Source organism: Microbacterium sp. NPDC090281 (assembly GCF_044769635.1).
Lineage (GTDB): Bacteria > Actinomycetota > Actinomycetes > Actinomycetales > Microbacteriaceae > Microbacterium.
In genome coordinates this window covers 1,950,981-1,974,978 of the sequence record NZ_JBIVYH010000001.1, presented here as the reverse complement: position 1 = coordinate 1,974,978, position 23,998 = coordinate 1,950,981, and the positions used below count along the sequence as shown (strand labels likewise).

The window sequence follows — 23,998 nt, the reverse complement described above, 5'->3', positions numbered from 1 at the left end:
GGTGAGAACCGATGAGCGCCAACAGGTATTCCCCCTCCCGTGTGCAGGGCGCCTATGCCGCGCCCACGACCGACGTGCCCGTCCACGCGGAGCTCACGATCCCCGGGTCCAAATCGTTGACCAACCGCGAGCTGATGATCGCCGCGATCGCCGATGGGCCCGGCCGCTTGATCGCCCCGCTGCACTCGGATGACTCCGCACGCATGGTCGATGCGCTGCGCGCGCTCGGCGTCGGTATCGAGGAGGTGGATGCCGGTCACGAGTTCGGCCCCGACCTCGTCGTCACCCCGGCGAAGCTCAGCGGCGGCACGACGATCGACTGCGGTCAGGCCGGCACCGTGATGCGTTTCATCGCTCCACTGGCCGGGCTCGCCGAACACGACGTGCATCTCACCGCGCATGAGACGGCCCTGCATCGTCCGATGGGCGGGCTCATCAGCGCCCTGCGCGACCTCGGCGTCGACATCGACGACGAAGGCACCTGGTCGCTCCCGTTCACGATCCGCGGCCACGGTCGCATCCGTGGCGGCCGTGTCGAGATCGATGCGTCGGCGTCGAGCCAGTTCGTCTCCGGCCTCCTGCTCGCCGCTCCGCGGTTCGACGTGGGCCTGCACCTCGTCCACACGGGCGAGCACCTGCCGAGCCTTCCGCATATCGACATGACCATCGAGGCCCTGAGCCGACGCGGCATCCGCATCGAGCGCCCCGCCGTCGGCGAGTGGCTCGTCGAGGCCGGAGTCCCGCGCGCGAAGGAGATCGCGATCGAACCCGATCTCTCCAACGCCGCGCCGTTCCTCGCTGCCGCCCTCGTCGCCGGTGGATCGGTGTCGATCACCGGCTGGCCGGCGCACTCGACCCAGCCCGGAGCACTACTGCCCGACATCCTGCAGGCCGCGGGAGCCCACGTGGGCCGTCACGCCGGCATCCTCACGGTGCGCGCGGGGTCGAGCATCCGCGGTCTCGACCTCGATCTCTCGTCCGCGAGCGAGCTCACACCGACCCTGGTCGGCCTCGCCGCGTTCGCGGAGTCGCCCACGACCATCAGGGGCATCGGGCACATCCGCCTGCACGAGACGGATCGGATCGCCGCGCTGATCGGCAACCTCCGCAAGCTCGGCGGCGAGGCCGAAGAGCTTCCGGACGGACTCCGCATCATTCCCCGCGCACTCCACGGCGGAGGCTGGGCTGCGCATCACGACCACAGGATGGCCACGACCGGAGCGCTCATCGGCCTGCGGGTTCCCGGCGTCGAGATCGACGACATCGGCACGACCGCCAAGACCCTCCCGGAGTTCACCGCGCTCTGGGAGCGGATGCTGCGAGGCTGACGGTGAGCTGGCTCGACGACACTGATGACCTCGAAGACGACTTCGAGGACTTCGACGAGAGCAGCATCCGGACCCGCCCCAACCCGAAGGCGAACCGGCCGCGCACCAAGCGTCGCCCCGCGCACGAGGACGCCCAGGTGGGCAGAGTGCTCGGTGTCGACCGTGGCCGGTACTCGGTCCTGCTCGACGAGGACACCCCCGAAGAACGGATGATCACGACGACCAGGGCCCGAGAGCTGCGACGCATGCCGATCGTGACGGGCGATCAGGCGCGCGTGGTCGGAGACACCTCGGGAGACGAGGGAACGCTCGCGCGCATCATCGGCATCGTGGATCGCACGTCACTCCTCCGGCGCAGCGCCGATGACACCGACCAGGTGGAGCGGGTCATCGTCGCCAACGCCGACCAGATGCTCGTGGTGGTCGCGGCAGCCGACCCCGAACCCCGCGCACGCCTCGTCGACCGATACCTCGTCGCCGCACTCGATGCCGGCATCCGTCCGCTTCTGGTCGTGACCAAGACCGACATCGCGGATCCGACGGAGTTCCTCACCCACTTCGACGGCCTCGACCTCCGCGTGTTCACCAGCGCGCAGGACGAGATGCCCCTCGATGAGATCGGCGACGCTCTCGTCGGCCACTCCACCGTCTTCGTCGGCCACTCCGGTGTCGGCAAGTCCACCCTCGTCAACGCGCTCGTCCCGACGGCCGACCGCGCCACCGGCCACGTGAACCAGGTCACGGGGCGAGGACGCCACACCTCCTCATCGACGGTGTCTCTGCGCTACGAGGGCGCCGACGGCACCGGCTGGGTGATCGATACCCCGGGTGTCCGCTCGTTCGGTCTCGGACACGTCGATCCGGCGAACATCCTCGCGGCGTTCACGGAGCTCGCCCTCATCGCCGAGAACTGCCCTCGCGGCTGCACCCACTTGGCCGATGCCCCCGACTGCGCACTCATTGAAGCGGCGGAGCGCGGCGAGCTGGGCGAGACCGGACGTGCCCGGCTCGACTCCTTGCAGCGGCTGCTGCAGACGTTCTCCGACAAGGCGGAGCAGGCGCCCGGCCGATAAGCTGAAGAGGTGACTCAGCGCCTCGAATCCGGAACCGCAGCTCCCGACTTCTCCCTCCTCGACCAGGACGGGTCTACAGTCCGACTGTCAGATCTGCGTGGTCAGAAGACCGTGCTGTACTTCTACCCGGCGGCGATGACGCCGGGCTGCACGACCGAGGCCTGCGACTTCCGCGACAGCATCTCCTCCCTCCAGGGCGCCGGATACCGGGTCATCGGAATCTCCCGCGACGAGCCCGCGACCCTGACGAAGTTCCGCGAGCGCGACGGCCTCACCTTCCCGCTCCTCAGCGATCCGGATCACACGGTTCACTCCGCCTACGGCGCCTGGGGCGAGAAGATGAACTATGGCAAGCTCGTCGAGGGTGTGATCCGTTCCACGTTCGTCATCGACGAAGACGGCAAGATCGTCCTCGCCCAGTACAACGTCAAGGCCACCGGGCACGTGGCGCGGCTGCGCAAGCAGCTCGGAATCGACGCCTGATCTCCCGCAGTTCCCTGCGGTAGGTCATTCCGCCTCTCGGCGCTCGCCCTCCTGACGCGCGCTCGAGACCAGCAGGGCGAACCCGACGAGACCGGGAAGCCCGACCCCGAGGGTGAACACCCACGAGATGGGCTGCAGCGTGAGCGACGCCAGAGCGAGCGCGACGGCGAGCACCTGGAACACCACTCCCCCGGAACGCGCCCATGAGCGCCCTGCGCGCACACCGAACGCGAAGGCGAAGAGTGCAGCCGCTCCGATCAACGTGAGCACGATGAGCGCCACCGCGGTCGGGATCGACGAGGCGTCACCCGCGCCGAGGCCCGCGAACTCGATGACGGCGAAGGCGAGGAGCGCGACACCCTCCAGAGCGAGCACAGCCGCCGCGGCGAGGGCCAGTCGAGGTGCGCGCAAGGTGTCTCCATGGGATCGCTCAGTGAAGAAAACCCTTGATTTCATGGTTTTCATGTAACAGAATAGAGAAAGTCATGTGCTCCCACAGCGGCGTGGGGCGAGTTTTCACACTCGCATCACTATTCGCGGACATCCGTCCGCATCTAAAAAGGGTAGCGGAACCCGAACTGCTACCCGAATCCGAGACGTCGCATCCCGACATCTCTTGAAATCCACACCGAGGAGCCCCCATGGACTGGCGCGATAAAGCCGCCTGCCTGACTGTCGACCCCGAGCTTTTCTTCCCCGTGGGGAACACCGGCCCGGCTGTCGATCAGATCGAGAAGGCGAAGACTGTCTGCGCCACCTGCACGGTCACGGAGATCTGCCTGCAGTACGCCCTCGAGAGCAGCCAGGACTCGGGCGTCTGGGGCGGCCTGTCCGAGGATGAGCGTCGCGCTCTGAAGCGTCGCGCCGCACGCGCACGTCGCGCGTCCTGAACTTCCGGAAGCGGCCTGAGATCGACTCTCAGGCCGCTTCCGTCTGTTCGGGCGCGTCCGGACTCACCGCTCCAGCCAGCGCAGCGGAATGTCGATGACCACCTCGGTGCCTTCGCCGTCGCTCCCATGCCACTCGATCGTCCCACCGAGTTCGCCCTGGATGAGCGTGCGGATGATCTGAGTGCCGAGGCCCTGTCCGATCCGGCCTTCGGGCAGGCCGAGTCCCGTGTCTCGCACCGTCACACGCAGGTTCTCCTCCGTGCGCTTGGCGTCGATCGTGACGAGTCCCTCCTGACCGGCGAGGCCGTGCTCGACGGCGTTCGTCACGACCTCTGTGAGCGCGAGCGCGAGCGGAGTCGCATACTCGCTCGGAAGCACACCGAATCGTCCGGTCGACTGCGTGCGGGCGCGTGTGTTCGGCGCCGAGGCGACCTCTGCGACGAGTTTGAGCACGCGGTGGAAGACCTCGTCGAAATCGACCTTCTGCGTCAGGCCCTGAGCCAGCGTGTCATGCACCACGGCGATCGCATCCACCCGGCGCATCGCCTGTGTGAGTGCGTCTCGCGCCTCGTCCGAGTGCGTACGGCGCGCTTGGATCCGCAGGAGCGATGCCACCGTCTGCAGATTGTTCTTGACCCGATGGTGGATCTCGCGGATCGTCGCGTCCTTGGTGATGAGCTCTTGTTCCTGATGGCGCAGCTCCGAGACGTCGCGGCACAGCACGATCGCACCGATGCGGGTCCCGTGATCCTTCAGCGGAATCGCTCGCAGCGATACCGTCACGCCCCTGGCCTCGATGTCCGTGCGCCAGGGCGCGCGTCCCGTGACCACGACGGGGAGCGACTCATCGACCTGCCGGGAGGGCGGGACGAGTCGGGTCGTGACCTCGGCGAGGGACTCCCCCTCCAGCTCGTCATCGAACCCCATGCGGTTGAATGCCGAGAGCGCGTTCGGGCTGGCGAAGGTGGTGATCCCATCGACATCGATGCGGATGAGCCCGTCAGACGCGCGCGGAGCGCCTCGCCGCGGCGAGGTCGGCGAGGTCAGATCGGGGAAGCTGCCATCGGCGATCATCCGGAACAGATCGTTCGCGCATTCGTCGAAAGTGATCTGCTGTCGTGACGGGGTGCGAACCTCACCCAGATTCGTGTGCCGGGTGACAACCCCGATCACGGTCGCGCCTGCATCGGCACCGCGACGAACACTCACGATCGGGACAGCCCGTACCCGCGTCGGCGTCTCCTCGAACCAGTCGGGTGACGATGAATCGACGATCTCCGCCGACTCGAAGGCGCCCTGCACCTGGGTACGCCACTGCGGTCGCACCCTCTCGCCGACGATGTCGCGATAGAAGAGGGTCGCGGCGCCGCTCGGTCGCGCGTGGGCGACCGCGATGAACGAACCGTCGTCGGTCTGGATCCAGATCACGATGTCGGCTGACGCGAGGTCGGCGAGGAGCTGTCCGTCACCGGCGAGGCGGTGGAGCCATTCGACATCGCTGTCGGTCAGAAGCCCCTGGGCATGTGCGAGATCACTGAGGGTTGACACCTGACCAGCCTACGGTCTGATGCCTCAGAGAATCGCCAGGGACGTCGCGCGCCAGCGACGATCGATCCCGTCGAGACGAACGGCCACCGCTCGCGTGCGACCGGGTCCGGCCACGACGACGACGGCTTCGATCACCCCGTCGAGGGGTTCCGTCACTCTCAGCGCCCGGATCTCGAAGGTGGGGCGCGCGGGTGCGACGCCACGTGCGCTGCGTGCCCTCGCTGAAAGGTTCGCCCTGGTCACCAGGCTCCGAAAGGCGTCCTCGCTGAACCACCTGGCGAGCTGATCGACCTCTCTGACTCCGGCGAGAACCTCGAGGACGCCGTGCGTGAGACCGCGCAGCAGCGGCAGCGGGTCGGGGAGCTCGCTGGTCGGTGTCGGCTGGGGGGCGAAGTACTCGTGCGGCGTCATGTCGAACTCTCGGTCGTGGCCAGGTCTGCGAGTCGCCAGTACAGCACCCGGCCCCCGTCCGCGGAGCGGAGAGGGAGGAAGAATGTGGATAACTCGTACGCCGCGGGTCAGCCTCGCCTACGCTCTGTCGGATGCACTGGGACCGTCTGTTCGAAGACCTCGAAGGCCAACTGTCCTCGGAATGGGAGGCCGAGCGAGCCATGCTCGACACCGAATCCGAGCGACTGCGGATCGCACGTCTGGATCTGCGCTCACGGCTTCGGGTGCTGTGCGGCGCAGGCGCGGACGCCACGATCGACCTCGTCAACGGCCGACGACTTCCCGTCGTGCTGCAGATGCTCGGGGCCGACTGGATCGCCGTCTCCACCCGCGGCACCGGCGAAAGCCGTGTCGCGCCCTCCGCGCTGTTCTTACCGCTCGCGGCTATCGCGGGTATCGCCACGGACCACGGCATGATCCTGGCAAGCCTCGAGGAGCCGATCTCCGCCGAACTGCCGCTCCGAGAGCGGATGACGCTCGGCTTCGTGCTGCGCGACCTCGCGCGTCGCCGCGTCCCGCTGCACATCAGCACCCACCTGGGCGACGATGTGCACGGCACGATCGACCGAGCAGCGGCCGATCACCTCGATGTCGCCCTGCACGACCCGGGAGAACCACGCCTCGCCGGGGCGGTGCATGGTTTCCGCATCATCCCGTTCTCATCGCTCGTCGCGGTGAGAACTCCCGGTGATCAGACGCCGTGAGCCGAAGACGTGCCCCAGACCTCGGGGAAGCTCGCGGTGTGTGATTGTCTCCACAGCGCCATCCGGCGGGAGTTCTCGGACTCTTCGGCCAGGTACTCGTCGAGGCTCGGCTCTTCGACGCGCCAGCGAGGCGGCGACCCCAACTGCGCACCGCGGAGCCGCCCCTCATGAACGAGAGCGATCACCTCGTCGACACCGATGCTCAACAGTTCTGCCACCTGCGCAGGCGCGAGGAAACGCGGTGCGCGAGCGGAAGAGGTTGACATGTGTCCATTCTCCCCCAGCGGTTCCCTCGGATCCGGCTCGAACACTCCCTGTGGATAACTCGGAGGGCGCCGGAAGCATTTCTGTGACGATATCGCCATGGCTTCCCTCTCTCCTCCTCGACGCGCGTTCTGGGGCGATGTCCGCTTCCTCGTGGGCATCGCTCTGGTCGTGCTCTCGATCACCGGGGTCTGGCTCATCGTCTCCGCATCCGACGATGCGATACCCGTGCTCCAGACGAACCGGACGATCACGCAAGGCGAAACACTGACCTCCGGAGACTTCCGGGTGATCGAGGTGGGCCTGGGCCCTCTGGCGGAGGACTACCTCGGCCCGGAAGACCTTCAACCCGGCAAGGTCGCGGCACGCACGCTGGAGAGCGGTGAGATCGTGCCCGCCTCGGCGCTCACGGATGCGGACCGCAACCGCACCACCACCATCGTCATCGAGAGCACCACCGGTATCCCCGATGGCGTGCAGGCCGGCACGATCGTCGAACTCTGGCAGGCGCCTCCCGTCGACGAAGGGCGGTCGTACGACACCCCGCGCATCCTCGTCGCCGATGTGATCGTGCACGAAGTACTCAAGCCGGAAGGCGTGCTCGCCGATACAGGGACCCAACTCGAGGTCGTGATCGACAGAGCCGACGTGGCTGACGTTCTCGCCGCGATCACCGGAGGCTCAGCCCTCTCGGTGGTGCCGGTCGGGTCAGGGTCATGACGAGCGTCATCGTTGCGATCCCGCAGCCGCGCGCAGGCGAGCTGGCGACGGAGCTGGAGCTCGAGGGAGTCGAGGTCGTCGCGATCATCGCCCCCAGCCCCGCCGTCGTGATTCCGCCGGGGACCGAGGCCATCATCGTCCCGGCCACCCGCGCGGTGTTGACCGCCGAGTTGATCGCGACCTGCGACCGTGCCGGAGTGCGCATTCTCGCCCTCGGCAGCGCGGACAGCCGCTTACTGGGACGACTCGGCCTGTCCACGCCCCTCCACCCGGGGGCTGCCGGGTGGGAGGTCGCCGCGGCGTTGAGCGTCGAGACGGACACCGCCGCACTGCCCCAGCCTGTTGCCCCGCATCGTGTCATCGCGGTATGGGGACCACACGGTGCCCCGGGCCGCTCGACCCTGGCGATCCAGCTCGCTGTGGAACTCACCCGCACGGGCCGCCGAACGGCGCTGGTCGACGCCGACACGGTCGCGCCCTCGCTCGCCCTGCTTCTCGGACTCAGCGACGACGCTCCGGGAGTGGCCGCTGCCTGCCGTCGCGCTGAGCGCGGCGCCCTCGACTCGGCCGAGCTGACCAGACTCGCGACGACAGTCGCAACCGGGGGCGGTGACATCGAGGTGCTACCCGGCATCAACCGCCCGAATCGATGGCCCGAGCTGTCATCCACCCGCCTGCGCGCCACACTCGGTGTCTGTCGCGAGTGGATCGAGGACACGGTGGTCGACGTGGCCGACGCCTTCGACGCCGACGACGAGGTCACATACGACCTGGCGGGACCCCGACGCCACGCTGCGACCTCCGCGTCTCTGAGCGAGGCTGACCTCATCATCGCGATAGCGTCAGCGGATCCTCTGGGCATCAGCAGGTTCGTTCGCGACCACGCGGAGCTGCGTCGTCTCACGGCACCGACGCCGGTCACTGTCGTCGTCAATCAGGTCCGACCGGGCCCCCTCGGGATCGATGCGCGCGGGCAGGTGCGGCGCACCCTCGAGCGCTTCGCGGGCATCACCGAAGTCGTGTTCCTGCCATCGGATCAGCGCGCGGCCGACGCAGCACTGCTGCACGCCCGCCCCATGACCGACGTCGCTCCACGCTCCCCCTACGTCGCCGCGGTGAGACGGCTGGCCGCCACACTCTCACCGCACGAGACGGCGACCGCTACTGCCGATAGCTCGAGAGGAAGTTCCCCAGTCGTTCGACGGCTTCGCTCAGTACTCGGGGTTCGGGGAGCGTGACCAGTCGGAGGTGGTCCGGGGTCGCCCAGTTGAAACCGGTGCCCTGGACCAGCAGGATGTGCTCCGAGACCAGCAGGTCATAGACCAACTTGGCGTCGTCCCTGATCTCATGCACGTTCGGGTCGAGCTTCGGAAACGCGTACAGCGCCCCCTCCGGCTTCACGCAGGACACTCCCGGAATCGACTCGAGTCCTTCCCAGGCGATGTCTCGCTGCTCATGCAGACGTCCGGTCGGAGCGATCAGGGCATCGATGGACTGCACACCGGAAAGCGCCGCCTGCACGGCATACTGGGCCGGGACGTTCGGGCAGAGTCGAGTCGACGCCAGCAGCGTGATCCCCTCGAGGAAGCCCTTGGCGTGATCCTGCGGCCCGGTGATGACCATCCATCCCGAGCGGTATCCCGCCACCCGATAGGTCTTGGAGAGTCCGTTGAAGGTCAGGCACAGCAGATCGGGAGCGAGCGTCGCCGTCGGGATGTGCACGGCACCGTCGAACAGGATGCGGTCGTAGATCTCGTCCGAGAGCAGCAGCAGCTGGTTCTCGCGGGCGATCTGCACCAGTCCTTCGAGGATCTGGCGGGAGTAGACCACTCCGGTGGGGTTGTTCGGGTTGATGATGACGAGAGCCTTGGTCCGCGGCGTGATCTTCGAGCGGATGTCCTCGAGATCGGGCTGCCACTGATCGTCCTCGTCGCAGAGGTAGTGCACGGGAGTCCCACCGGCGAGGCTGGTCATCGCCGTCCACAGCGGATAGTCCGGGGCCGGGATGAGCACCTCATCGCCCTCGTCCAGCAACGCCTGCATCGTCATCGTGATGAGCTCGGAGACGCCGTTGCCGAGATAGACGTCGTCGGGATCGAACCGGGGGAAACCCTCGATCTGCTCGTATCGGCTCACGACAGCGCGCCGGGCCGAGATGATGCCCTTGCTGTCGCTGTACCCGTGCGCCGTCGGCAACGCGGCGAGCATGTCGTGCACGATCTGATGGGGGGCATCGAAGCCGAAGATCGCCGGGTTCCCGGTGTTCAGCTTGAGGATCTTGTGGCCCTCCGCTTCCAACCGCGCCGCCTCGACGAGGGCGTTTCCGCGGATCTCGTACAGGACGTTCTTGAGCTTCGACGACTGGTCGAAGTTGCGCGTTGGTGTCATCGGCCAAGCCTACAGCGACGAAAGGAGGGCCAATCCACGTGGACTGGCCCTCCTTTTCGACAGAGGCTACTTCTTCTTCTTGCCCTGGGCCCGACGCTGCTCGCGGTTGCCCGCAGCAGGGGCTTCGGCGTCCGTCCGCTGCCCGAAGGCGCCACGGGGCGCCTCCTCGGGCTCGGTCTGCGGAGCCTGTGCACGAGCGGCCGCCTGGCGGACGCGGTCGGTGGCCGCCTGCTGAACCTGGCCGCGGTCGTTGCGGACCTCGACCTCGCCGGCGTCGTTCGCGGCGGAGTACTCGAGGCGCTGCTCTTCGCCACCGGTCGCGAGTCCCTTGGCCTCGACCTCGGCGGTCTGCGAGTCGCCGGCACGGCGCACCTCGACCTCGAGGTTGTAGAGGTAGCCGACCGACTCTTCCTTGATCTGCCCCATCATCGACTGGAACATCGCGTAGCCCTCGCGCTGGTACTCGATGAGCGGGTCACGCTGGGCCATGGCGCGCAGGCCGATGCCGTCCTTGAGGTAATCCATCTCGTAGAGGTGGTCGCGCCAGCGGCGGTCGAGCACCTGCAGCACCACCCGGCGCTCGAGTTCGCGGGTGGCGGCTTCGCCGAGCGCCTCCTCACGCGTCTCGTACGCGATCTTGGCGTCCGAGAGAAGCTCGCGGGTGAGCCCGTCGGCATCGATGCCGCCCTTGCGATCCGCAGCCTCTGCGACGACCTCGTCGATCGTGACCCCGACCGGGTAGAGCGTCTTGAGCTCGGTCCAGAGTGCGTCGAAGTCCCAGCTCTCGTTGTGGCCTTCACCGGTGTGATCGCGGACCACGCCGCTGATCGCGTCTTCGATGAAGTGCTGCACGCGGTCGGCGATGTCATCACCGTGCAGGATCTGACGGCGATCGGCGTAGATGGCCTCGCGCTGACGGTTCAGGACGTCGTCGTACTTGAGGACGTTCTTGCGCATCTCGGCGTTGCGGGACTCGACCTGGGACTGAGCGCTGCGGATCGCACGGGAGACGAGCCCCGACTCGATCGGCACATCGTCAGGGAAGTTGGTGCGGGACAGGATCGCCTCGGCGGCACCCGACTGGAACAGGCGCATCAGGTCGTCAGTGAGGCTCAGGTAGAAGCGGCTCTCGCCGGGGTCGCCCTGTCGTCCGGAACGACCGCGAAGCTGGTTGTCGATGCGTCGCGACTCGTGGCGCTCTGTGCCGAGCACGTAGAGACCGCCGGCCTCGATGACCTTCTCGGCCTCTTCCGAGACGACACCCTTCATCGCCTCGTACGACTCATCCCAGGCGATCTCGTATTCCTCGGGGGTCTCGACGGGGTCGAGGCCCTTGGCCTTGAGCTCCTGGACGGCGAGGAACTCGGCGTTTCCACCGAGCATGATGTCAGTGCCTCGTCCGGCCATGTTCGTGGCGACGGTGACAGCACCCAGTCGGCCGGCACGGGCGACGATCTCGGCCTCACGTGCGTGGTTCTTCGCGTTGAGAACCTCGTGCTTGACGCCCTTCTTGGCGAGCAGGCGGGAGAGGTACTCGCTCTTCTCCACACTCACCGTGCCGACCAGCACCGGCTGGCCCGCTGCGTGCCGCTCGGCGATGTCCTCGACGACCTGGCCAAACTTCGCCGTCTCGTTCTTGTAGACGAGGTCGGACTGGTCCTTGCGGATCATCGGACGGTTCGTCGGAATGGGGATGACGCCGAGCTTGTACGTCGACATGAACTCGGCGGCCTCGGTCTCGGCCGTACCGGTCATGCCCGCGAGCTTGTCGTAGAGGCGGAAGTAGTTCTGCAGGGTCACGGTGGCGAGGGTCTGGTTCTCGGCCTTGACCGGCACGCCCTCCTTGGCCTCGATCGCCTGATGGATGCCCTCGTTGTAGCGACGACCGACCAGGATGCGACCGGTGTGCTCATCGACGATCATGACCTCGTCGTTCATCACGACGTAGTCGGTGTCCTTCTTGAACAGCGCGAGCGCCTTGATCGAGTTGTTGAGGAACGAGATCAGCGGCGTGTTCGCGGATTCGTAGAGGTTGTCGATGCCGAGGTAGTCCTCGACCTTCTCGATGCCGGGCTCGAGCACGCCGACGGTGCGCTTCTTCTCGTCGACCTCGTAGTCCTCGCCGACCTCGAGAGTTCGAGCGATCTTCGCGAACTCGGCGAACCAGCGGTTGGCCTCGCCAGAGGACGGGCCGGAGATGATGAGCGGCGTACGTGCCTCGTCGATGAGGATCGAGTCGACCTCGTCGACGATCGCGAAGAAGTGCTCGCGCTGGACGAGGTCTTCCTTGCGCCACGCCATGTTGTCACGCAGGTAGTCGAAGCCGAACTCGTTGTTCGTGCCGTAGGTGATGTCTGCGGCGTACTGTTCACGGCGCACCGCGGGAGTCTGACCCGAGACGATGATGCCGGTGGTCATGCCGAGGGCGCGGAACACGCGTCCCATCAGCTCTGCCTGATAGCTCGCGAGGAAGTCGTTGACCGTGATGACGTGCACGCCCTTGCCGGCGATCGCGTTCAGATACGCGGGCAGCGTCGCCACGAGGGTCTTGCCCTCACCGGTCTTCATCTCGGCGATGTTGCCGAGATGAAGAGCCGCGCCACCCATGATCTGCACGTCGTAGGCGCGCATGCCGAGCGTGCGCTTGGCAGCCTCTCGCACGGCGGCGAACGCCTCGGGCATCAGCTGATCGAGCGTCTCGCCCTTCTCGTAGCGTGCGCGCAGCTCGACGGTTTCGTTGCGCAGCTCGTCGTCGGTGAGCTTGGAGATGTCCTCTTCCAGCGCCCCCACTGCCTTGACGACCTGATTCAGACGGCGGATGACCCGCCCCTCGCCAGCACGCAGCAGCTTCTCAAGAGGATTGGCCACGGATGTCATCTCCCTGTCAGTGGGTAAATCGCCGGCCGTCGGTGAACCCGACGCCAGGCATACTTCGCCATGTTACCGGGCTGTGACCTGCACGTCGCCTGCATGGCGTTCCCGCGCGTCGAATCACCGGGTTGCCAGGTATCCATATACTCGGTATCGCATTCGAATAGACCGCAACGGGAGACGAACATGTCAGTACGCCAGAGCCTGCTCGCCATCCTCGCTCAGGGCCCCTGCTACGGGTATCAGCTCCGACACGAGTTCGAACGGCGCACGGGGTCGATCTGGCCGCTGAACGTCGGCCAGATCTACAACACGCTCGAACGACTCGAACGCGACGGCCTGGTCGTGCGCGGCGACACCGATGAACGCGGGCACGTGTACTGGCAGGTCACCGACTCCGGGCGCGACGAGGTGGGCAGCTGGTTCTCCTCTCCGGTCGTGCGCACTCAGGGCACCCGCGATGAGCTGGCGATAAAGCTCGCGGTCGCAGCCACCCTCCCCGGAGTCGACGCGAACGTCGCGATCCAGGCGCAGCGCACCGCGTCGATCCGACAGCTGGAAGCACTGCAGCAGGAGAGACAGGCACGAGGCGACGCGGAAGACCCCGAGGGGCTGGTCTGGTCACTGGTGATCGACTCGAGGATCTTCGCCACGGAGGCCGAAGTCCGCTGGCTCGACCACACCGCACTGCGCCTCGCCAAGCATCCGCAGCACGCGATGGCGCTCGAACTCACCGCCGAGCGTCCCAAGCGCGGACGCCCGTCGAAGGTCGGCAGGGAGATCGCGGAAGCCGTCGTGGCGCCCTGACCGACGGCAGATCCCTTCCCTGTCCGGCACGACCGGGGCGAGAATGCCGTTCGCCCCGGGCGGATGCCCAGCCTCCACAGGCGCGAAGGAAACTAGGATCGGGTCATGGCTGGATTTTGGGGCAGACGCAAACGCGAACAGGAAGAACTCGCCGCACAGGACGCCGATCTGGCTCTGCGCGCTGAGCAGGCCCTGGTCGCAACCGACGAGCGGATCCGCACGACCTCGGACGAGCTCGCTTTCGCCGAGGCCGAGCTCGGCGAATCGCTCACCTCCGACCTGCGCAAGGCGCTCGCTGCGGTGCGCACCCATCTGCGTGAGGCGTTCCAGCTCCACCAGCTGAACCATGACGAGATCCCCGACACGGATGAGGAGCTGCGCACGCGCAACGCGCGCATCCTGCAGCTGTGCGGGTGGGCTCAGGATCTCCTCGACGAGAAGACTTCGGTCCTCGCCGAGTCCGTGGCCAAGGTGCGCCGTGCACCCGAGATCATCGCGCAGGTGCGAGCGGACGCCGCAGCCCTGAGCGCACGCATCCCTCAGACCAACGAGGCCGTCGCGCGACTTTCGGCACGCTACGCCGATTCGGCGATGCACCAGATCACCGCCAGCGCCGCCGAGGCGGAGCAGCTCATCAGCTTCGCGACGCACAGCGCCGATGTGTCGGAACGTCGCCGCGCAGCCAAGCAGAACGAAGAGGCGAACGTCGCACTCGAGACGGCGACCGAGGCGACCCGGCGCGCGTCTGCACTGCTCGACGCGGTCGAAGACTTCGAGATCGAGGCGCTACGGGCCGAATCCACACTCGCCGAGGTCGTGGCCGACTCTCGCGGAGACCTCATCGCCGCGCGTACCGCCCCCGCGGTTCCGGCGGTCGCCCAGGCGGTCACAGCGCTCCAAGCCGCTCTCGCCGCACTGACACCGTCGGGCACGCCCAACGACCCCTTCGCCGAGCTCTCCCAGCTGCGCGATGCCAATTCGGCATTGGACGAGGCGATCGCCAAGGCGCGTCATCGTGCCGAGAACCCGCTCCCGAGCATCGCTCAGGTCCAGCATGCGATCGATGATGCCGACCGACAGCTGGGCGTGGCCCGCGGCCTCATCTCGGGACACCGTGGCTGGATCGGTGCGGACGCCCGAACCCGCCTCGCCGAAGCTGAGCGGCTTCGCGTCGATCTCTCCGACCTCCTCCCCGCAGAAGACACGCGCGAGGCTGCGCTCATCCAGGCCCGTCGGGTCGCCCACCTCGCTTCCGAGGCCCTGCAGCTCGCACAGCGCGACATCGACTCCTCCCGCCCACAGGATCAGGACTGGGGCGGTGGCGGTGGCGGCTGGGGCGGTGGCGGTGGAAGACGCGGAGGCGGTGGCGGAGACCTCGCATCGGGCATCCTGGGCGGTCTCGTGATCGGCAGCCTCCTCGACGGCATCTTCGACTGACACCCTTCTCACCCCGAACGCCAGAACGGCCCGCTCCCGATCGGGGCGGGCCGTTCTGCGACTCGAATCAGGAAGCGAGCGCCTCCGATGGCGGAGCCTGGGTGCTCAGCGCGATCACACCGTAGTCCCAACCCTTGCGTCGGTAGACGACGCTGGGGTGATCGGTGCGGACGTCGACGAAGAGGAAGAAGTCGTGTCCGACCAGCTCCATCCGGTCGACCGCTTCTTCGACGGTCATCCATTCGGCATCGAAGCTCTTCGTGCGGATGACGACGGGAGAATACTCCTCGTCTTCGGCCGGCTGCACCGGCACGCTACCGGTCGCGACCGCCTGGAGGACATCCGCCGATGCCGGTTGGATGTCGATCCCTTCGAGCTCTCCGCTGCCCTTCTCGAAGTGGGCGCCACGCGGGTGCTGTCGTCCGTCGACTCGCTTCTCCTTCGCGCGACGCAGCTGCTCGGACATCTTGTCGACCGCGAGATCGAGTGCCACGAACTTGTCGCCGTCCGTCGCCTCTGCGCGAACGACCGGTCCCTTCCCGATCAAGGTCAGCTCGACGGTCTCATCGGGAACACGACCGTTACGATACGCGCGATGGGTGACTTTCACATCCAGCCGTTGCGCGCGAGACGCGAGCATCTGGATCTTGGCGATCTTCTCTTCGACAACGGTTCGGAAGCGATCAGTGATACCCACTCCGACGCCAACGATGCTTGTTTCCATTGCTGCCTCCTTGTCCCGGTCCTCCCGGCCAAGGGCGGACCGTGGTCGCCTTGTGTCCCCCCACCGTAGTCCGCCCGTCGGCGGAAGTCACGAGGTCATTCCCCTGTGTCATCGGTGCGTTCTCGATGAGGTTCATCAGAATCCCGCACGACGCGGCGTGGCGGCGAGCGCGACGGCCGCCACGACGCGGAAGCCGCCCGCTTCGAGAGCTCGAGCCGCCTCGTCGATCGTCGCTCCGGTCGTGATGACGTCGTCGACGATCACTGCATCGGCGCCTACCCCCGTGCGACGTGCGCGCATGGCATCGCGCATGTTCCGCTCGCGGGCCTGCGCGCCGAGCCCACGCTGGTCGACAGTGCTGGTCACCAGCGAGAGCACCCTCTGCGGGTCGGCATCCGCGCGACGGATCAAGAGATCGGGAACGCGGTACCCCCGACGCCGGAAGGCCCTTCTCGACGTCGGTACCGGGATGACCCAGGTGGTCGGAGCGATTTCCGGGGTGAGCACCGCGGCGAGCGCCGTTCCGAGCGGACCGGCCAGCAGAGTCTCTCCTTCCCCCTTGAGCCGGCGGATGCACCGCGACGCGACGCCCTCGAACGGCAGCGCGGCCCTGACCGACAAGCCACGAGGCGTGGCAGTGTCGTGCGGAGTCGGGACCAGTTCTTGCCTGCACGGCGCACACAGCAGGGTTCCCGGTTCGTCGCAGCCCGCGCAGGTCGCAGAGAGGAGCAGTGCGGCGATCTCGGCACCGATCAGAAGCAGGTCACGTCTTCTGGACATCAAGCGATTCTGCGCCGACGACGTCGCCGGATGCACCGTGGATCCGCCCCGCTGGGGAACTGGGTGGCGATGACCCGTCGTGCAGGAAGACTCACTCCCCGGCGCGCGTGGCGAGCACGGTGACGCCTGAGGCGACCTCTCGCCAGGCCGACCCCGCGTGGGCGAACAGCTCGCCGTTCGCGTCGAGAATCCGCACGCCCGTGGCAGTGCGTGCCCCCGCGACCGAGGTGGCGTTCGCCGGCGCAGCCTCCACCGATCCCGGCCCTCCCACCATCTGGGTACGGAGAGTCGGGCTGTTCGGGTCGGCCAGCACGCCCAGCCGATCAGCACCGAGCCACACCAGCCCGGTCGCCGGCTCGGCGAGCTGCGTCAGCTGCTTGACCTCGCCCAGTTCGATCGGGATGCCCGCCGAGTCACGGACCACGGCGGCCACGACGACCCACATCTGCTTGCCGACCGTGATCACCGCAGCGACCCTGGCACCGTCCGACGAGACTCTCAGATGAGAGATCGCCGATGCGCTCGGCCAGGCCTTCGTGACCTGATGCGCCACGGCGTCGCTTCCCGACGCCTGCAACGCTGTGGGCGCTCCGGCAGGGACGGACCACGTATAGCCGTAAGGATCGAGCGAGGGCCTGACGAGGCCCGGACGAGCATCGAGCTCGTCGAGACTTCCCTCCCCGATCAGATAGACGTGTCCGTCGCCGAGCTGGGTAGCCGCGCGAGCGTCGTCGGCTGCGACATCGATCGAGACGATGGGCTGCGTGATGGCGGTGATCTCCGAGCTGATACCGGCGATGGGCGAGATCTCGTCGCCGACTATCCGCCCGAACGCCCCGTTCTGCAGCACGAGTGTGCCGATCGCGGCCGATGGTTCGACGACATCCGCCACTCCGGCGTCGAGGTTGCGCCCGTCCACCGTGAACCGGACCTGTGTGATGGCGACGCCGGCGGCTCGGAGGGTCGCCTGGAGCTGGGTGCGCATACGGGCGAGCGTGGCCGCGTCGAGGCCTGCGGCGGGGCGCGTGAGCGCGACATCCGCGACCTGGCCGATGATGGGCACCGCGTCCTGCGCCAACTGCACGTCGGCAGGGAAGGCGTTCTGCACGGCGGGGTCCAGCCATTCGCTGGGCGCACCGCCGACGAGCGCCCTGGTCACCGTCGTCGCAGGGCTCTGCCGCCGCGGGAACCACCGCATGTCGGGCACCAACCTCGACCAGCCGAGGTCGAAGTACTGCAGCGGATACCCCTCGAAGACTTTGGTGAATCGCGTCTCGTCGATCACGACGCCGTCCGGCGCCTGCGTGATGCGCCATTCGCCGTTCTCCATCCGCTGCAGGGTGAAGGCCACGTTGGACGAGCCGAGTGCCTCGGAGTATCCGCCGGAATCGTCGACGCTCGCGAGCAGGTCGAGCGTGACCTGGACCTCCGCGGTGTCCGCGCCTTCGACCTCGTCATCGGGCACCGAGGAGGTGACGGTCCTGGTGTCGGCGCCGGTGTCGATCGACACCCCGGCAGAAGGGGCCCAGCTCCGCTGCAGCGAGGGTGCGAGGAAGTCGCGCGCGGTGTCCCAGTTGTCGGTCGTCGTGATGCCCGCCTCGAGGAAGCCCTCGACGATCTCTTCGGGCCCGGCACCGGTGATCGGACCGGACGCGACCGGGAGGATGTCGACGTCTTGTGGGGACTCTCCGAGTTTGAGGCCGACGGCGACGTCGCCGCTCGTGGGCAGTCCCGCACACGCGGGGAGCAGCAACGCGGCGAGCACCAGTGCGATGCCCCGCAACCCTCGATTCCCTCTTCGCTGGGTCATGTCCAGTCCTCCTCGTCGAACATGCCGGCGGGTGCGTCTGTCAGCGAGATCGGCTGCGTCGCATCGCCGATCTCCGCGAACGGTTCCTGCGGCTCGATCGAGATCGGGCTCGGGCCTTCCAGGACACCGTCGTGCCGGGGAATCGTGAGCACGAAGTTCGTTCCCACACCGAGCTCCGACCAGACGTCGAGCGTGCCGCCGTGCAGGGTCGCATCGCCCAGAGCGATCGAGAGCCCGAGGCCGGTGCCTCCGATCGTGCGCTGTCGTGACGGATCGGCGCGCCAGAAGCGGTCGAACACCCGCTCCGCGTCGGCCGGCTCCATCCCGAGACCGAAGTCGCGCACACCGGCGGCCACCGCGTGCTGATTGCTGTCGATCGTGACGACCACGGGTCGCCCCTCACCGTGCTCGATAGCGTTGCCGATCAGATTGCGCAGCACCCGGCGCACCCGCCGCGGGTCCATGTCGACAGGCGAATACCCGCCCGGCGCCACGAGCCTCAGTTCGGTGCCATGCCCTTCCGCGAGCGGTCGCATCTGCTCGATGATGTCTTCGGCCAGGTGGGTGAGGCTCGTCGCCTCCAGCTCGAGCTGCACCGATCCCGCGTCGTATCGACTGATCTCGAGCAGGTCGGACAGCAGCGTCTCGAACCGCTGCACCTGAGCGTGCAGCAGCTCGGCCGTACGTGCGGTGGTGGGGTCGAACTCCTCACGCTGATCATTGAGCATGTCGGCGGCGAGGCGGATGGTGGTCAGCGGGGTCCGCAGCTCGTGCGACACATCCGACACGAAACGCTGTTGCACCATCGAGAGCTCGCCGAGCTCCTTGATCTGCGACTCGATGCTGTCGGCCATCGCGTTGAACGAGCGTCCGAGGGTGGCCAGCTCGTCCTCGCCATGCACCTCGAGGCGCACGCCCAGGTCGCCGGCCGCCAGCCGGGCGCTCGTCTCGGCGGCCTGCACGATCGGGGTGGAGACCGCTCGAAGGACGATCCAGGAGATCGCGGCGACGATCGCCACCAGTCCGATCCCGGCTATCCACAGCGTCCGCTGCACGAACACGAGGGTCTGATCGGCATCGCCGAGGTCGTAGGCGAAGTAGATCGCGAACGACCCAGCCTCCGGCACCTGGAGCTGCTGCCCGACGATGATGCCGGGAACCTCTCCTCCGTCGGCGACGGGCAAAGCCACCGACTGCCAGGCCTGACGGTCGTCGAACTCGACGACGCGCGCCTGGAGCTCCGGACTCAGCAGGCTCCGACTCAACCCGGCCTCGAAGCCGTTCAGCCGGACACCTTCCGCATTCTCGATCTTGAATCCGGCGAGCTGATCAGTGCTCGATGTGCGGGTGAGGTTCGACTGGATGCTGTTCCACAGTTCGGTGAGGGCAGCGGGGTCGTCGCCGACCTCGGCCACGTCCAGGATCCCCTGCGCCTGGTCGACTGCGCGCCTGGCGTCTTCGAGCGCGACGTCTTTGCGCGAGACGAAGAGGTCGTTCTGGATCACGAGCGCCATCGTCACGCACGTGATGAAGATCGCCAAGGAGGTCGCGAGCAGGGTGATCGAGAGAGTGCGGAAGCGCAGCGAACGCCGCCAGAGGATGCCGAGCATCGTCGGCCAACCTCGCCAGTCGCGCAGGACAGCGACCGTCGTCGTGGTCGCTGTCGTCGCGGCCATCGTGCTCCTAGCCGACGCTCCCGGCGCGGTAGCCGACGCCGCGAACCGTCATCACGATCTTGGGGTTGTCCGGGTCGAGCTCGACCTTCGCGCGCAGGCGCTGGACGTGCACGTTCACCAGCCGGGTGTCGGCCTTGTAGTGGTAGCCCCACACCTGCTCGAGGAGCATCTCGCGGGAGAACACCTGTTGGGGCTTCGAGGCGAGCGCGACGAGAAGCTGGAACTCCAGCGGGGTGAGTGCGATAGGTGCCGTGCCTCGGCGGACCTCGTGCGCGTCGACGTCGACCGTGAGGTCGCCGACCCGCAACTGCTCGCTCGTGGCCTGGGGCGTCGGGCGGAGGCGGGTACGGATACGGGCGACGAGCTCCTTCGGATTGAAGGGCTTGACCATGTAGTCATCCGCGCCCACCTCGAGTCCACGCACGACGTCGGCCGTGTCGCTGCGCGCGGTCAGCATGATGATCGGCACACCCGATTCGGCGCGGATGCGCGTGCAGATCTCGATTCCGTCCATGCCGGGGAGCATCAGATCGAGCAGCACCAGATCGGGTCGCTGCGCGCGCCACTCGTCGACGGCACGAGCACCGTCTGCGCAGAAAACCGGCTCGAAGCCTTCGGTGCGAAGCACGATCCCGATCATCTCGGCGAGCGCGGTGTCGTCGTCGACCACGAGAATACGTGAGGTCATAAGAGTTACCTTATGGCACCGAGTCCCGCCGACCCCAGGTCTGCGCGCCACGCACGGGATATGACACGATGGGAGCGCGCGACGGAGAGGGAATGTCAATGACCGGCCAGACGTGGACCCCTGCCCCGAAGAAGGGCATCATCCCTCTTCACCCGCTGAGTTTCGGGATGTTGCTCGGGAAGGCCTTCGCCGCTCTCCGCCACAACCCGAAGGTGCTCTTCGGGTTCGCCGTGGTCATCCAACTCGTCGTGGTCCTCATCACCGCGCTCGTCATGGGTGTCGTGTTCTTCACGACCTTCAGCCGCTTGCAGACCGTCTCACCCTCTTCGCCGGACTTCGAAGCCGTGTTCGCCGGAACGATCGCGATCAATCTGATCGCGGGACTCGCCGTCGGACTCGCCTCGATCGCCTTCACGGCGATGATGCAGGGCGTCGTCGCCGCAGAGGTCGGCTACGCCTCGATCGGCGTGAAAGCGACTCTCCGGATGCTGTGGCGCAGGATGGCGCCGGCATTCTGGCGACTCGCGGGCTTCGCTTCGCTCTCGGTCGTCGCGATGTTCGGCCTCATCACGATCGTGACTGTGATCATCGCCGCCTTCATCGCCGGAGGCATGGGCGGGAGCGCCGAACTCGTCGGAGTGGTCGTGCTCGTGGTGATCCTCATCGTCCTCGCCTGCATTCCCCTGGCGGTGTGGCTGACGACGAAGCTGCTGCTGGTGCCGTCGATCCTGGTGCTCGAGCACGCACGTTTCCGTGACGCGTTCGTGCGCTCGTGGCGGCTCACCCGCGGCCGCTTCTGGGTCGCCTTCGGGGTGACCTTCCTCATCAGCGCGATCATGGGCCTCGCATCGCAGGTCGTGAGCTTCCCCGTGGTGCTGCTCAGCTCGCTCCTCAGCTCGGTCGTCGCCCCCACCGGCGCGGAAGACCCGAGCGCGGTGGTCGGGTTCATGCTGACGCTGATCGCACCGCAGATTCTGCTGCTCGTGATCCAGGCCATCACCCTCGTGGTGCAGAGCACCGGTTCGGCGCTCGTCTATCTCGACTGCCGGATGCGCTACGAAGGGCTGGACCAGACGCTCATCGCCTACGTGGAGCGGCGTGATCTCGGTTGGACCGAGGAGCAGTTGGACGATCCGTTCCGCGTCGATCCTTCACGCGCCGTCACCTCGGCGCCTCCGCCTCGACAGGTACCGGAGTACGCCATGACGGCACCGGGGAATGCGTACCCGCAGTACGCCGCCCCAGCGCCCGCGGGACAACCAGGGGTCGGACAGCCCTACCCTGCGCAGCCGTACCCTGCACAGCCGTATCCCGCACAGACCTATCCCGCACAGCAGAGCGGTGCCCCTTCGCAGAGTGGCTTCCCCGCCGGGCAGCCGACCGTCGCGTTCCCGCCGCCTCCCCCACCCCGCACATCGCCGACGCCGCCCGCTCCGACCGCAGGGTCCACCCCCGCCGAGCCCGGCTGGACCGCCCCCGGCGACGACGCGGCATGATCCGACGGCTCGACGAACTGTTCGTCCCCGATGGGGATGAGGCCCGACGCTGGGCCGAGGAGGAGCTCTCCAATCCGCGCTACGCCGACGCGAAGCCGACGTGGTTCGACCTTCTGGCGCGCGACGTCGGACGCTTCCTGGCCGATCTGTTCAGCTCACAGAACGGGGCGAACGTCGGTCCTTCCGCCCTCATCATCGTCACCGTCGTCATCGTGGCCGCATTGATCGTCGCCCTCATCATCTGGGGAAGACCACGCAGCTCGCGGGCGATCCGACGCGCTCGCACCGACCTCCTCGGCGCGAGCGACGACCGAACCGCCGCGCAGCTGAGATCCGACTCCGAGCGGGCCGCGCGTGAAGGCGACTGGGATTCGGCGACCATCCTCCGATACCGTGCCCTCGCGCGCGGTCTGCTGGAGCGCGACCTGATCGATCCGGCCCCCGGCGCCACGGCCCAGTCGATCGCCCGCGAGGCGAGCACGGTGTTCGCAGACGAGGCCGAGGCCATGCGCCACGCGGCCGTCTCCTTCGACGACGTCCGCTACCTCGCGCATCCTGCGACCCCCGAGAGCTACCGCGACCTGGCCGATACCGATGACCGGCTTCGTGCACGCCGCCCGGAGGCGGTGCCGGTATGACCGCGATCGACCAGGAAAGCCCAGCCCCCTCGACAGCGGAGCATCGCCCGAGCCGCGCGAAGACGATCATCGGCTGGGTGATCGTGGCCGCCCTCGTGCTGATCGTCGCGTTCATCGCCCTCCGAGTCAGCGTGACAGGGCCGGGAGATCGCGGAGCGCTCGACCCCGAAGGTCGAAACGATGCCGGCGCACTCGCGCTCGCGGAGATCCTGCGCGATCAGGGCGTCGAGGTCGATGTGTACCGATCTCGGGCCGAGGCGCGCGCGGCGATCGACGAGAACACGACGCTCGTGATGGCCAACCCGTACACGCTGACCGACGAGGCCCTGGAATCCCTGATGGACCCCGCCGAGCGCGTCGTCTTCCTGTCCACGAGCACACACCTGCTGAAGGTGCTCCGAATCGGCGAGAACGCCTCAGGAACGCTCCCCTCCGTGTCCGCTCAGTGCGACGCGGCCGAGTTCGCAGACGTCGGAACGATCCGTGCGGACCGGCTCTTCACCCCCGCAGACGGCGTGAACGCCTGCTTCGGCAGCGCCGAGGGGGCCGCCGTCCTCATGGATGGTCGGACGAGCCCGCTGCACGCGGTCGTCGAAGGCACACGGCTGTTCAGCAACGAGTACCTCGCCGAGAACGGCAACGCCGCCCTTGCGCTCGCATTGCTCGGACAGACGGATCGTGTCGTCTGGTACGTCCCGAGCTTCGACGACTCGGACATCGAGGCAGAGCCGACCGCGACTCTCGGCAGCCTCACGCCAGCGTGGGTGACCCCTGCGATCCTGCTGCTGATCGTGGCGGGGATCGCGATCGCGATCTCGCGCGGTCAGCGCTTCGGCCCACTCGTCGCCGAGACGCTGCCGGTGACCGTGCGCGCGTCGGAGACCATGCACGGACGCGCGCGTCTGACCGCCAAGGCGGCCGATGCGCCGCATGCCGCACAGGCGCTCCGCGACGGCGCGCAAAGGCGACTAGCCCGCAGGCTCGGGCTCGCTGTGCATGCCGGTGCCGACGAAGTCGCCGACGCGGCATCTGACCGGCTGCGGATCCCGCGCGGAACCCTGCAAGCGCTGCTGGCCGGACCGCTCCCCGAAGACGATGCCGCGCTGATCGAGCTCGCCAGACGCCTCGATGAACTCGAGAAGGCCGTGGAAGCCGACACCCGCACCGCAAGGGGCGAAGAATGATCGAGCAGGACCGACCACCCATCCCAGAGAAGCCGAGGG

23 protein-coding genes are annotated in these 23,998 nt (G+C 67.5%); 12 read left to right on the top strand and 11 right to left on the bottom strand.

Going from position 1 to position 23,998, the window contains the following annotated elements:
* Positions 1 to 11: 11 nt before the first annotated feature.
* The 3 genes from aroA to bcp are packed head-to-tail and all read left to right on the top strand — an operon-like array spanning position 12 to position 2,884.
* Positions 12 to 1,328 (top strand): 3-phosphoshikimate 1-carboxyvinyltransferase, encoded by a 1,317-nt coding sequence (gene aroA / locus ACIQTX_RS09480; protein ID WP_402971619.1) that lies wholly within the window; start codon positions 12 to 14, stop codon positions 1,326 to 1,328.
* A 2-nt stretch (positions 1,329 to 1,330) separates the two neighbouring features.
* Positions 1,331 to 2,401, top strand: a complete 1,071-nt coding sequence (rsgA, locus tag ACIQTX_RS09475) for a ribosome small subunit-dependent GTPase A (protein WP_402971617.1) — start codon at positions 1,331 to 1,333, stop codon at positions 2,399 to 2,401.
* Positions 2,402 to 2,410: 9 nt separating this feature from the next.
* Positions 2,411 to 2,884 carry a thioredoxin-dependent thiol peroxidase gene (gene bcp / locus ACIQTX_RS09470; protein WP_402971614.1) on the top strand — a complete coding sequence of 158 codons (474 nt, stop codon included), beginning with the start codon at positions 2,411 to 2,413 and terminating at the stop codon, positions 2,882 to 2,884.
* 24 nt (positions 2,885 to 2,908) lie between these two features.
* Here the strand turns inward: bcp and ACIQTX_RS09465 are convergent, their stop codons facing one another.
* On the bottom strand, positions 2,909 to 3,295 hold the full coding sequence (locus tag ACIQTX_RS09465) for a hypothetical protein (protein WP_402971611.1): 387 nt from the start codon (positions 3,293 to 3,295) through the stop codon (positions 2,909 to 2,911).
* Between the two features lie 230 nt (positions 3,296 to 3,525).
* Here ACIQTX_RS09465 and ACIQTX_RS09460 point away from each other — a divergent pair, with 230 nt between their 5' ends.
* Positions 3,526 to 3,774 carry a WhiB family transcriptional regulator gene (locus tag ACIQTX_RS09460; RefSeq protein ID WP_028503730.1) on the top strand — a complete coding sequence of 83 codons (249 nt, stop codon included), beginning with the start codon at positions 3,526 to 3,528 and terminating at the stop codon, positions 3,772 to 3,774.
* Positions 3,775 to 3,837: 63 nt separating this feature from the next.
* Here the strand turns inward: ACIQTX_RS09460 and ACIQTX_RS09455 are convergent, their stop codons facing one another.
* Positions 3,838 to 5,322, bottom strand: coding sequence for a sensor histidine kinase (locus ACIQTX_RS09455; protein WP_402971608.1), 1,485 nt, complete (start codon positions 5,320 to 5,322; stop codon positions 3,838 to 3,840).
* A 24-nt stretch (positions 5,323 to 5,346) separates the two neighbouring features.
* Entirely contained in the window at positions 5,347 to 5,733 is a 387-nt protein-coding gene (locus tag ACIQTX_RS09450) for an Rv3235 family protein (protein ID WP_028503728.1), read from the bottom strand.
* Between the two features lie 131 nt (positions 5,734 to 5,864).
* On the opposite strand from ACIQTX_RS09450, the gene ACIQTX_RS09445 reads away from it, so the two are divergent.
* On the top strand, positions 5,865 to 6,476 hold the full coding sequence (locus ACIQTX_RS09445) for a hypothetical protein (RefSeq protein ID WP_402971605.1): 612 nt from the start codon (positions 5,865 to 5,867) through the stop codon (positions 6,474 to 6,476).
* Here the strand turns inward: ACIQTX_RS09445 and ACIQTX_RS09440 are convergent.
* Complete coding sequence (locus ACIQTX_RS09440) at positions 6,464 to 6,742, bottom strand: helix-turn-helix domain-containing protein (RefSeq protein ID WP_402971602.1); 279 nt, start codon at positions 6,740 to 6,742, stop codon at positions 6,464 to 6,466. The two genes, ACIQTX_RS09445 and ACIQTX_RS09440, sit on opposite strands and share 13 nt — an antisense overlap.
* Positions 6,743 to 6,839: 97 nt before the next feature.
* Here ACIQTX_RS09440 and ACIQTX_RS09435 point away from each other — a divergent pair, with 97 nt between their 5' ends.
* Both ACIQTX_RS09435 and ACIQTX_RS09430 read left to right on the top strand, forming a co-directional pair.
* Positions 6,840 to 7,460 carry an SAF domain-containing protein gene (locus tag ACIQTX_RS09435; protein ID WP_402971599.1) on the top strand — a complete coding sequence of 207 codons (621 nt, stop codon included), beginning with the start codon at positions 6,840 to 6,842 and terminating at the stop codon, positions 7,458 to 7,460.
* The gene (locus tag ACIQTX_RS09430; protein WP_402971597.1) at positions 7,457 to 8,698 is read left to right on the top strand and encodes a CpaE family protein; all 1,242 of its coding nucleotides are present in this window, start codon (positions 7,457 to 7,459) and stop codon (positions 8,696 to 8,698) included. The genes ACIQTX_RS09435 and ACIQTX_RS09430 overlap by 4 nt, the downstream gene beginning before the upstream one ends.
* Here ACIQTX_RS09430 and ACIQTX_RS09425 read toward each other — a convergent pair.
* Both ACIQTX_RS09425 and secA read right to left on the bottom strand, forming a co-directional pair.
* Positions 8,622 to 9,848, bottom strand: a complete 1,227-nt coding sequence (locus ACIQTX_RS09425; protein WP_105528577.1) for a pyridoxal phosphate-dependent aminotransferase — start codon at positions 9,846 to 9,848, stop codon at positions 8,622 to 8,624. The two genes, ACIQTX_RS09430 and ACIQTX_RS09425, sit on opposite strands and share 77 nt — an antisense overlap.
* A gap of 66 nt (positions 9,849 to 9,914) precedes the next feature.
* Positions 9,915 to 12,716, bottom strand: a complete 2,802-nt coding sequence (secA, locus tag ACIQTX_RS09420) for a preprotein translocase subunit SecA (RefSeq protein ID WP_028503723.1) — start codon at positions 12,714 to 12,716, stop codon at positions 9,915 to 9,917.
* Positions 12,717 to 12,905: 189 nt separating this feature from the next.
* On the opposite strand from secA, the gene ACIQTX_RS09415 reads away from it, so the two are divergent.
* Positions 12,906 to 13,526, top strand: a complete 621-nt coding sequence (locus tag ACIQTX_RS09415; RefSeq protein ID WP_402971593.1) for a PadR family transcriptional regulator — start codon at positions 12,906 to 12,908, stop codon at positions 13,524 to 13,526.
* A gap of 105 nt (positions 13,527 to 13,631) precedes the next feature.
* Entirely contained in the window at positions 13,632 to 14,963 is a 1,332-nt protein-coding gene (locus ACIQTX_RS09410; protein WP_402971590.1) for a hypothetical protein, read from the top strand.
* A gap of 67 nt (positions 14,964 to 15,030) precedes the next feature.
* Here ACIQTX_RS09410 and hpf read toward each other — a convergent pair whose 3' ends face one another.
* The 5 genes from hpf to mtrA all read right to left on the bottom strand — a co-directional run bounded on the left by hpf (position 15,031) and on the right by mtrA (position 20,641).
* A complete protein-coding gene (gene hpf / locus ACIQTX_RS09405; protein WP_028503720.1) occupies positions 15,031 to 15,687 on the bottom strand; it encodes a ribosome hibernation-promoting factor, HPF/YfiA family in 657 nt (218 codons plus the stop codon).
* Positions 15,688 to 15,822: 135 nt separating this feature from the next.
* The gene (locus tag ACIQTX_RS09400; protein WP_402971587.1) at positions 15,823 to 16,467 is read right to left on the bottom strand and encodes a ComF family protein; all 645 of its coding nucleotides are present in this window, start codon (positions 16,465 to 16,467) and stop codon (positions 15,823 to 15,825) included.
* 91 nt (positions 16,468 to 16,558) lie between these two features.
* Positions 16,559 to 18,277: an LpqB family beta-propeller domain-containing protein gene (locus tag ACIQTX_RS09395; protein WP_402971584.1), complete on the bottom strand. Its 1,719-nt coding sequence runs from the start codon at positions 18,275 to 18,277 to the stop codon at positions 16,559 to 16,561.
* Positions 18,274 to 19,953, bottom strand: a complete 1,680-nt coding sequence (gene mtrB, locus ACIQTX_RS09390; RefSeq protein WP_402971581.1) for an MtrAB system histidine kinase MtrB — start codon at positions 19,951 to 19,953, stop codon at positions 18,274 to 18,276. Before mtrB ends, ACIQTX_RS09395 begins: the two co-directional genes overlap by 4 nt.
* Positions 19,954 to 19,960: 7 nt before the next feature.
* Entirely contained in the window at positions 19,961 to 20,641 is a 681-nt protein-coding gene (mtrA, locus tag ACIQTX_RS09385; RefSeq protein ID WP_021199844.1) for an MtrAB system response regulator MtrA, read from the bottom strand.
* A gap of 98 nt (positions 20,642 to 20,739) precedes the next feature.
* Between mtrA and ACIQTX_RS09380 the strand changes: the two genes are divergently transcribed.
* Genes ACIQTX_RS09380 through ACIQTX_RS09370 form a run of 3 tightly spaced genes read left to right on the top strand, consistent with a single transcriptional unit; the run spans position 20,740 to position 23,959 of the window.
* The gene (locus tag ACIQTX_RS09380; protein WP_402971578.1) at positions 20,740 to 22,137 is read left to right on the top strand and encodes a hypothetical protein; all 1,398 of its coding nucleotides are present in this window, start codon (positions 20,740 to 20,742) and stop codon (positions 22,135 to 22,137) included.
* Complete coding sequence (locus ACIQTX_RS09375; protein WP_402971575.1) at positions 22,134 to 22,775, top strand: DUF4129 domain-containing protein; 642 nt, start codon at positions 22,134 to 22,136, stop codon at positions 22,773 to 22,775. The genes ACIQTX_RS09380 and ACIQTX_RS09375 overlap by 4 nt, the downstream gene beginning before the upstream one ends.
* A complete protein-coding gene (locus ACIQTX_RS09370; RefSeq protein WP_402971572.1) occupies positions 22,772 to 23,959 on the top strand; it encodes a DUF4350 domain-containing protein in 1,188 nt (395 codons plus the stop codon). The genes ACIQTX_RS09375 and ACIQTX_RS09370 overlap by 4 nt, the downstream gene beginning before the upstream one ends.
* Positions 23,960 to 23,998 lie beyond the last annotated feature (39 nt).

Coding starts and splice junctions, on each gene's coding strand:
- ACIQTX_RS09445 (WP_402971605.1), top strand. CDS start 5,865: ATGCACTGGGACCGTCTGTTCGAAGACCTCGAAGGCCAACTGTCCTCG.
- ACIQTX_RS09415 (WP_402971593.1), top strand. CDS start 12,906: ATGTCAGTACGCCAGAGCCTGCTCGCCATCCTCGCTCAGGGCCCCTGC.
- ACIQTX_RS09410 (WP_402971590.1), top strand. CDS start 13,632: ATGGCTGGATTTTGGGGCAGACGCAAACGCGAACAGGAAGAACTCGCC.
- ACIQTX_RS09450 (WP_028503728.1), bottom strand. CDS start 5,733: ATGACGCCGCACGAGTACTTCGCCCCCCAGCCGACACCGACCAGCGAG.
- ACIQTX_RS09395 (WP_402971584.1), bottom strand. CDS start 18,277: ATGACCCAGCGAAGAGGGAATCGAGGGTTGCGGGGCATCGCACTGGTG.
- ACIQTX_RS09430 (WP_402971597.1), top strand. CDS start 7,457: ATGACGAGCGTCATCGTTGCGATCCCGCAGCCGCGCGCAGGCGAGCTG.
- mtrA (WP_021199844.1), bottom strand. CDS start 20,641: ATGACCTCACGTATTCTCGTGGTCGACGACGACACCGCGCTCGCCGAG.
- aroA (WP_402971619.1), top strand. CDS start 12: ATGAGCGCCAACAGGTATTCCCCCTCCCGTGTGCAGGGCGCCTATGCC.
- hpf (WP_028503720.1), bottom strand. CDS start 15,687: ATGGAAACAAGCATCGTTGGCGTCGGAGTGGGTATCACTGATCGCTTC.
- ACIQTX_RS09425 (WP_105528577.1), bottom strand. CDS start 9,848: ATGACACCAACGCGCAACTTCGACCAGTCGTCGAAGCTCAAGAACGTC.
- mtrB (WP_402971581.1), bottom strand. CDS start 19,953: ATGGCCGCGACGACAGCGACCACGACGACGGTCGCTGTCCTGCGCGAC.
- ACIQTX_RS09380 (WP_402971578.1), top strand. CDS start 20,740: ATGACCGGCCAGACGTGGACCCCTGCCCCGAAGAAGGGCATCATCCCT.
- ACIQTX_RS09370 (WP_402971572.1), top strand. CDS start 22,772: ATGACCGCGATCGACCAGGAAAGCCCAGCCCCCTCGACAGCGGAGCAT.
- ACIQTX_RS09375 (WP_402971575.1), top strand. CDS start 22,134: ATGATCCGACGGCTCGACGAACTGTTCGTCCCCGATGGGGATGAGGCC.
- ACIQTX_RS09440 (WP_402971602.1), bottom strand. CDS start 6,742: ATGTCAACCTCTTCCGCTCGCGCACCGCGTTTCCTCGCGCCTGCGCAG.
- ACIQTX_RS09400 (WP_402971587.1), bottom strand. CDS start 16,467: ATGTCCAGAAGACGTGACCTGCTTCTGATCGGTGCCGAGATCGCCGCA.
- ACIQTX_RS09435 (WP_402971599.1), top strand. CDS start 6,840: ATGGCTTCCCTCTCTCCTCCTCGACGCGCGTTCTGGGGCGATGTCCGC.
- ACIQTX_RS09460 (WP_028503730.1), top strand. CDS start 3,526: ATGGACTGGCGCGATAAAGCCGCCTGCCTGACTGTCGACCCCGAGCTT.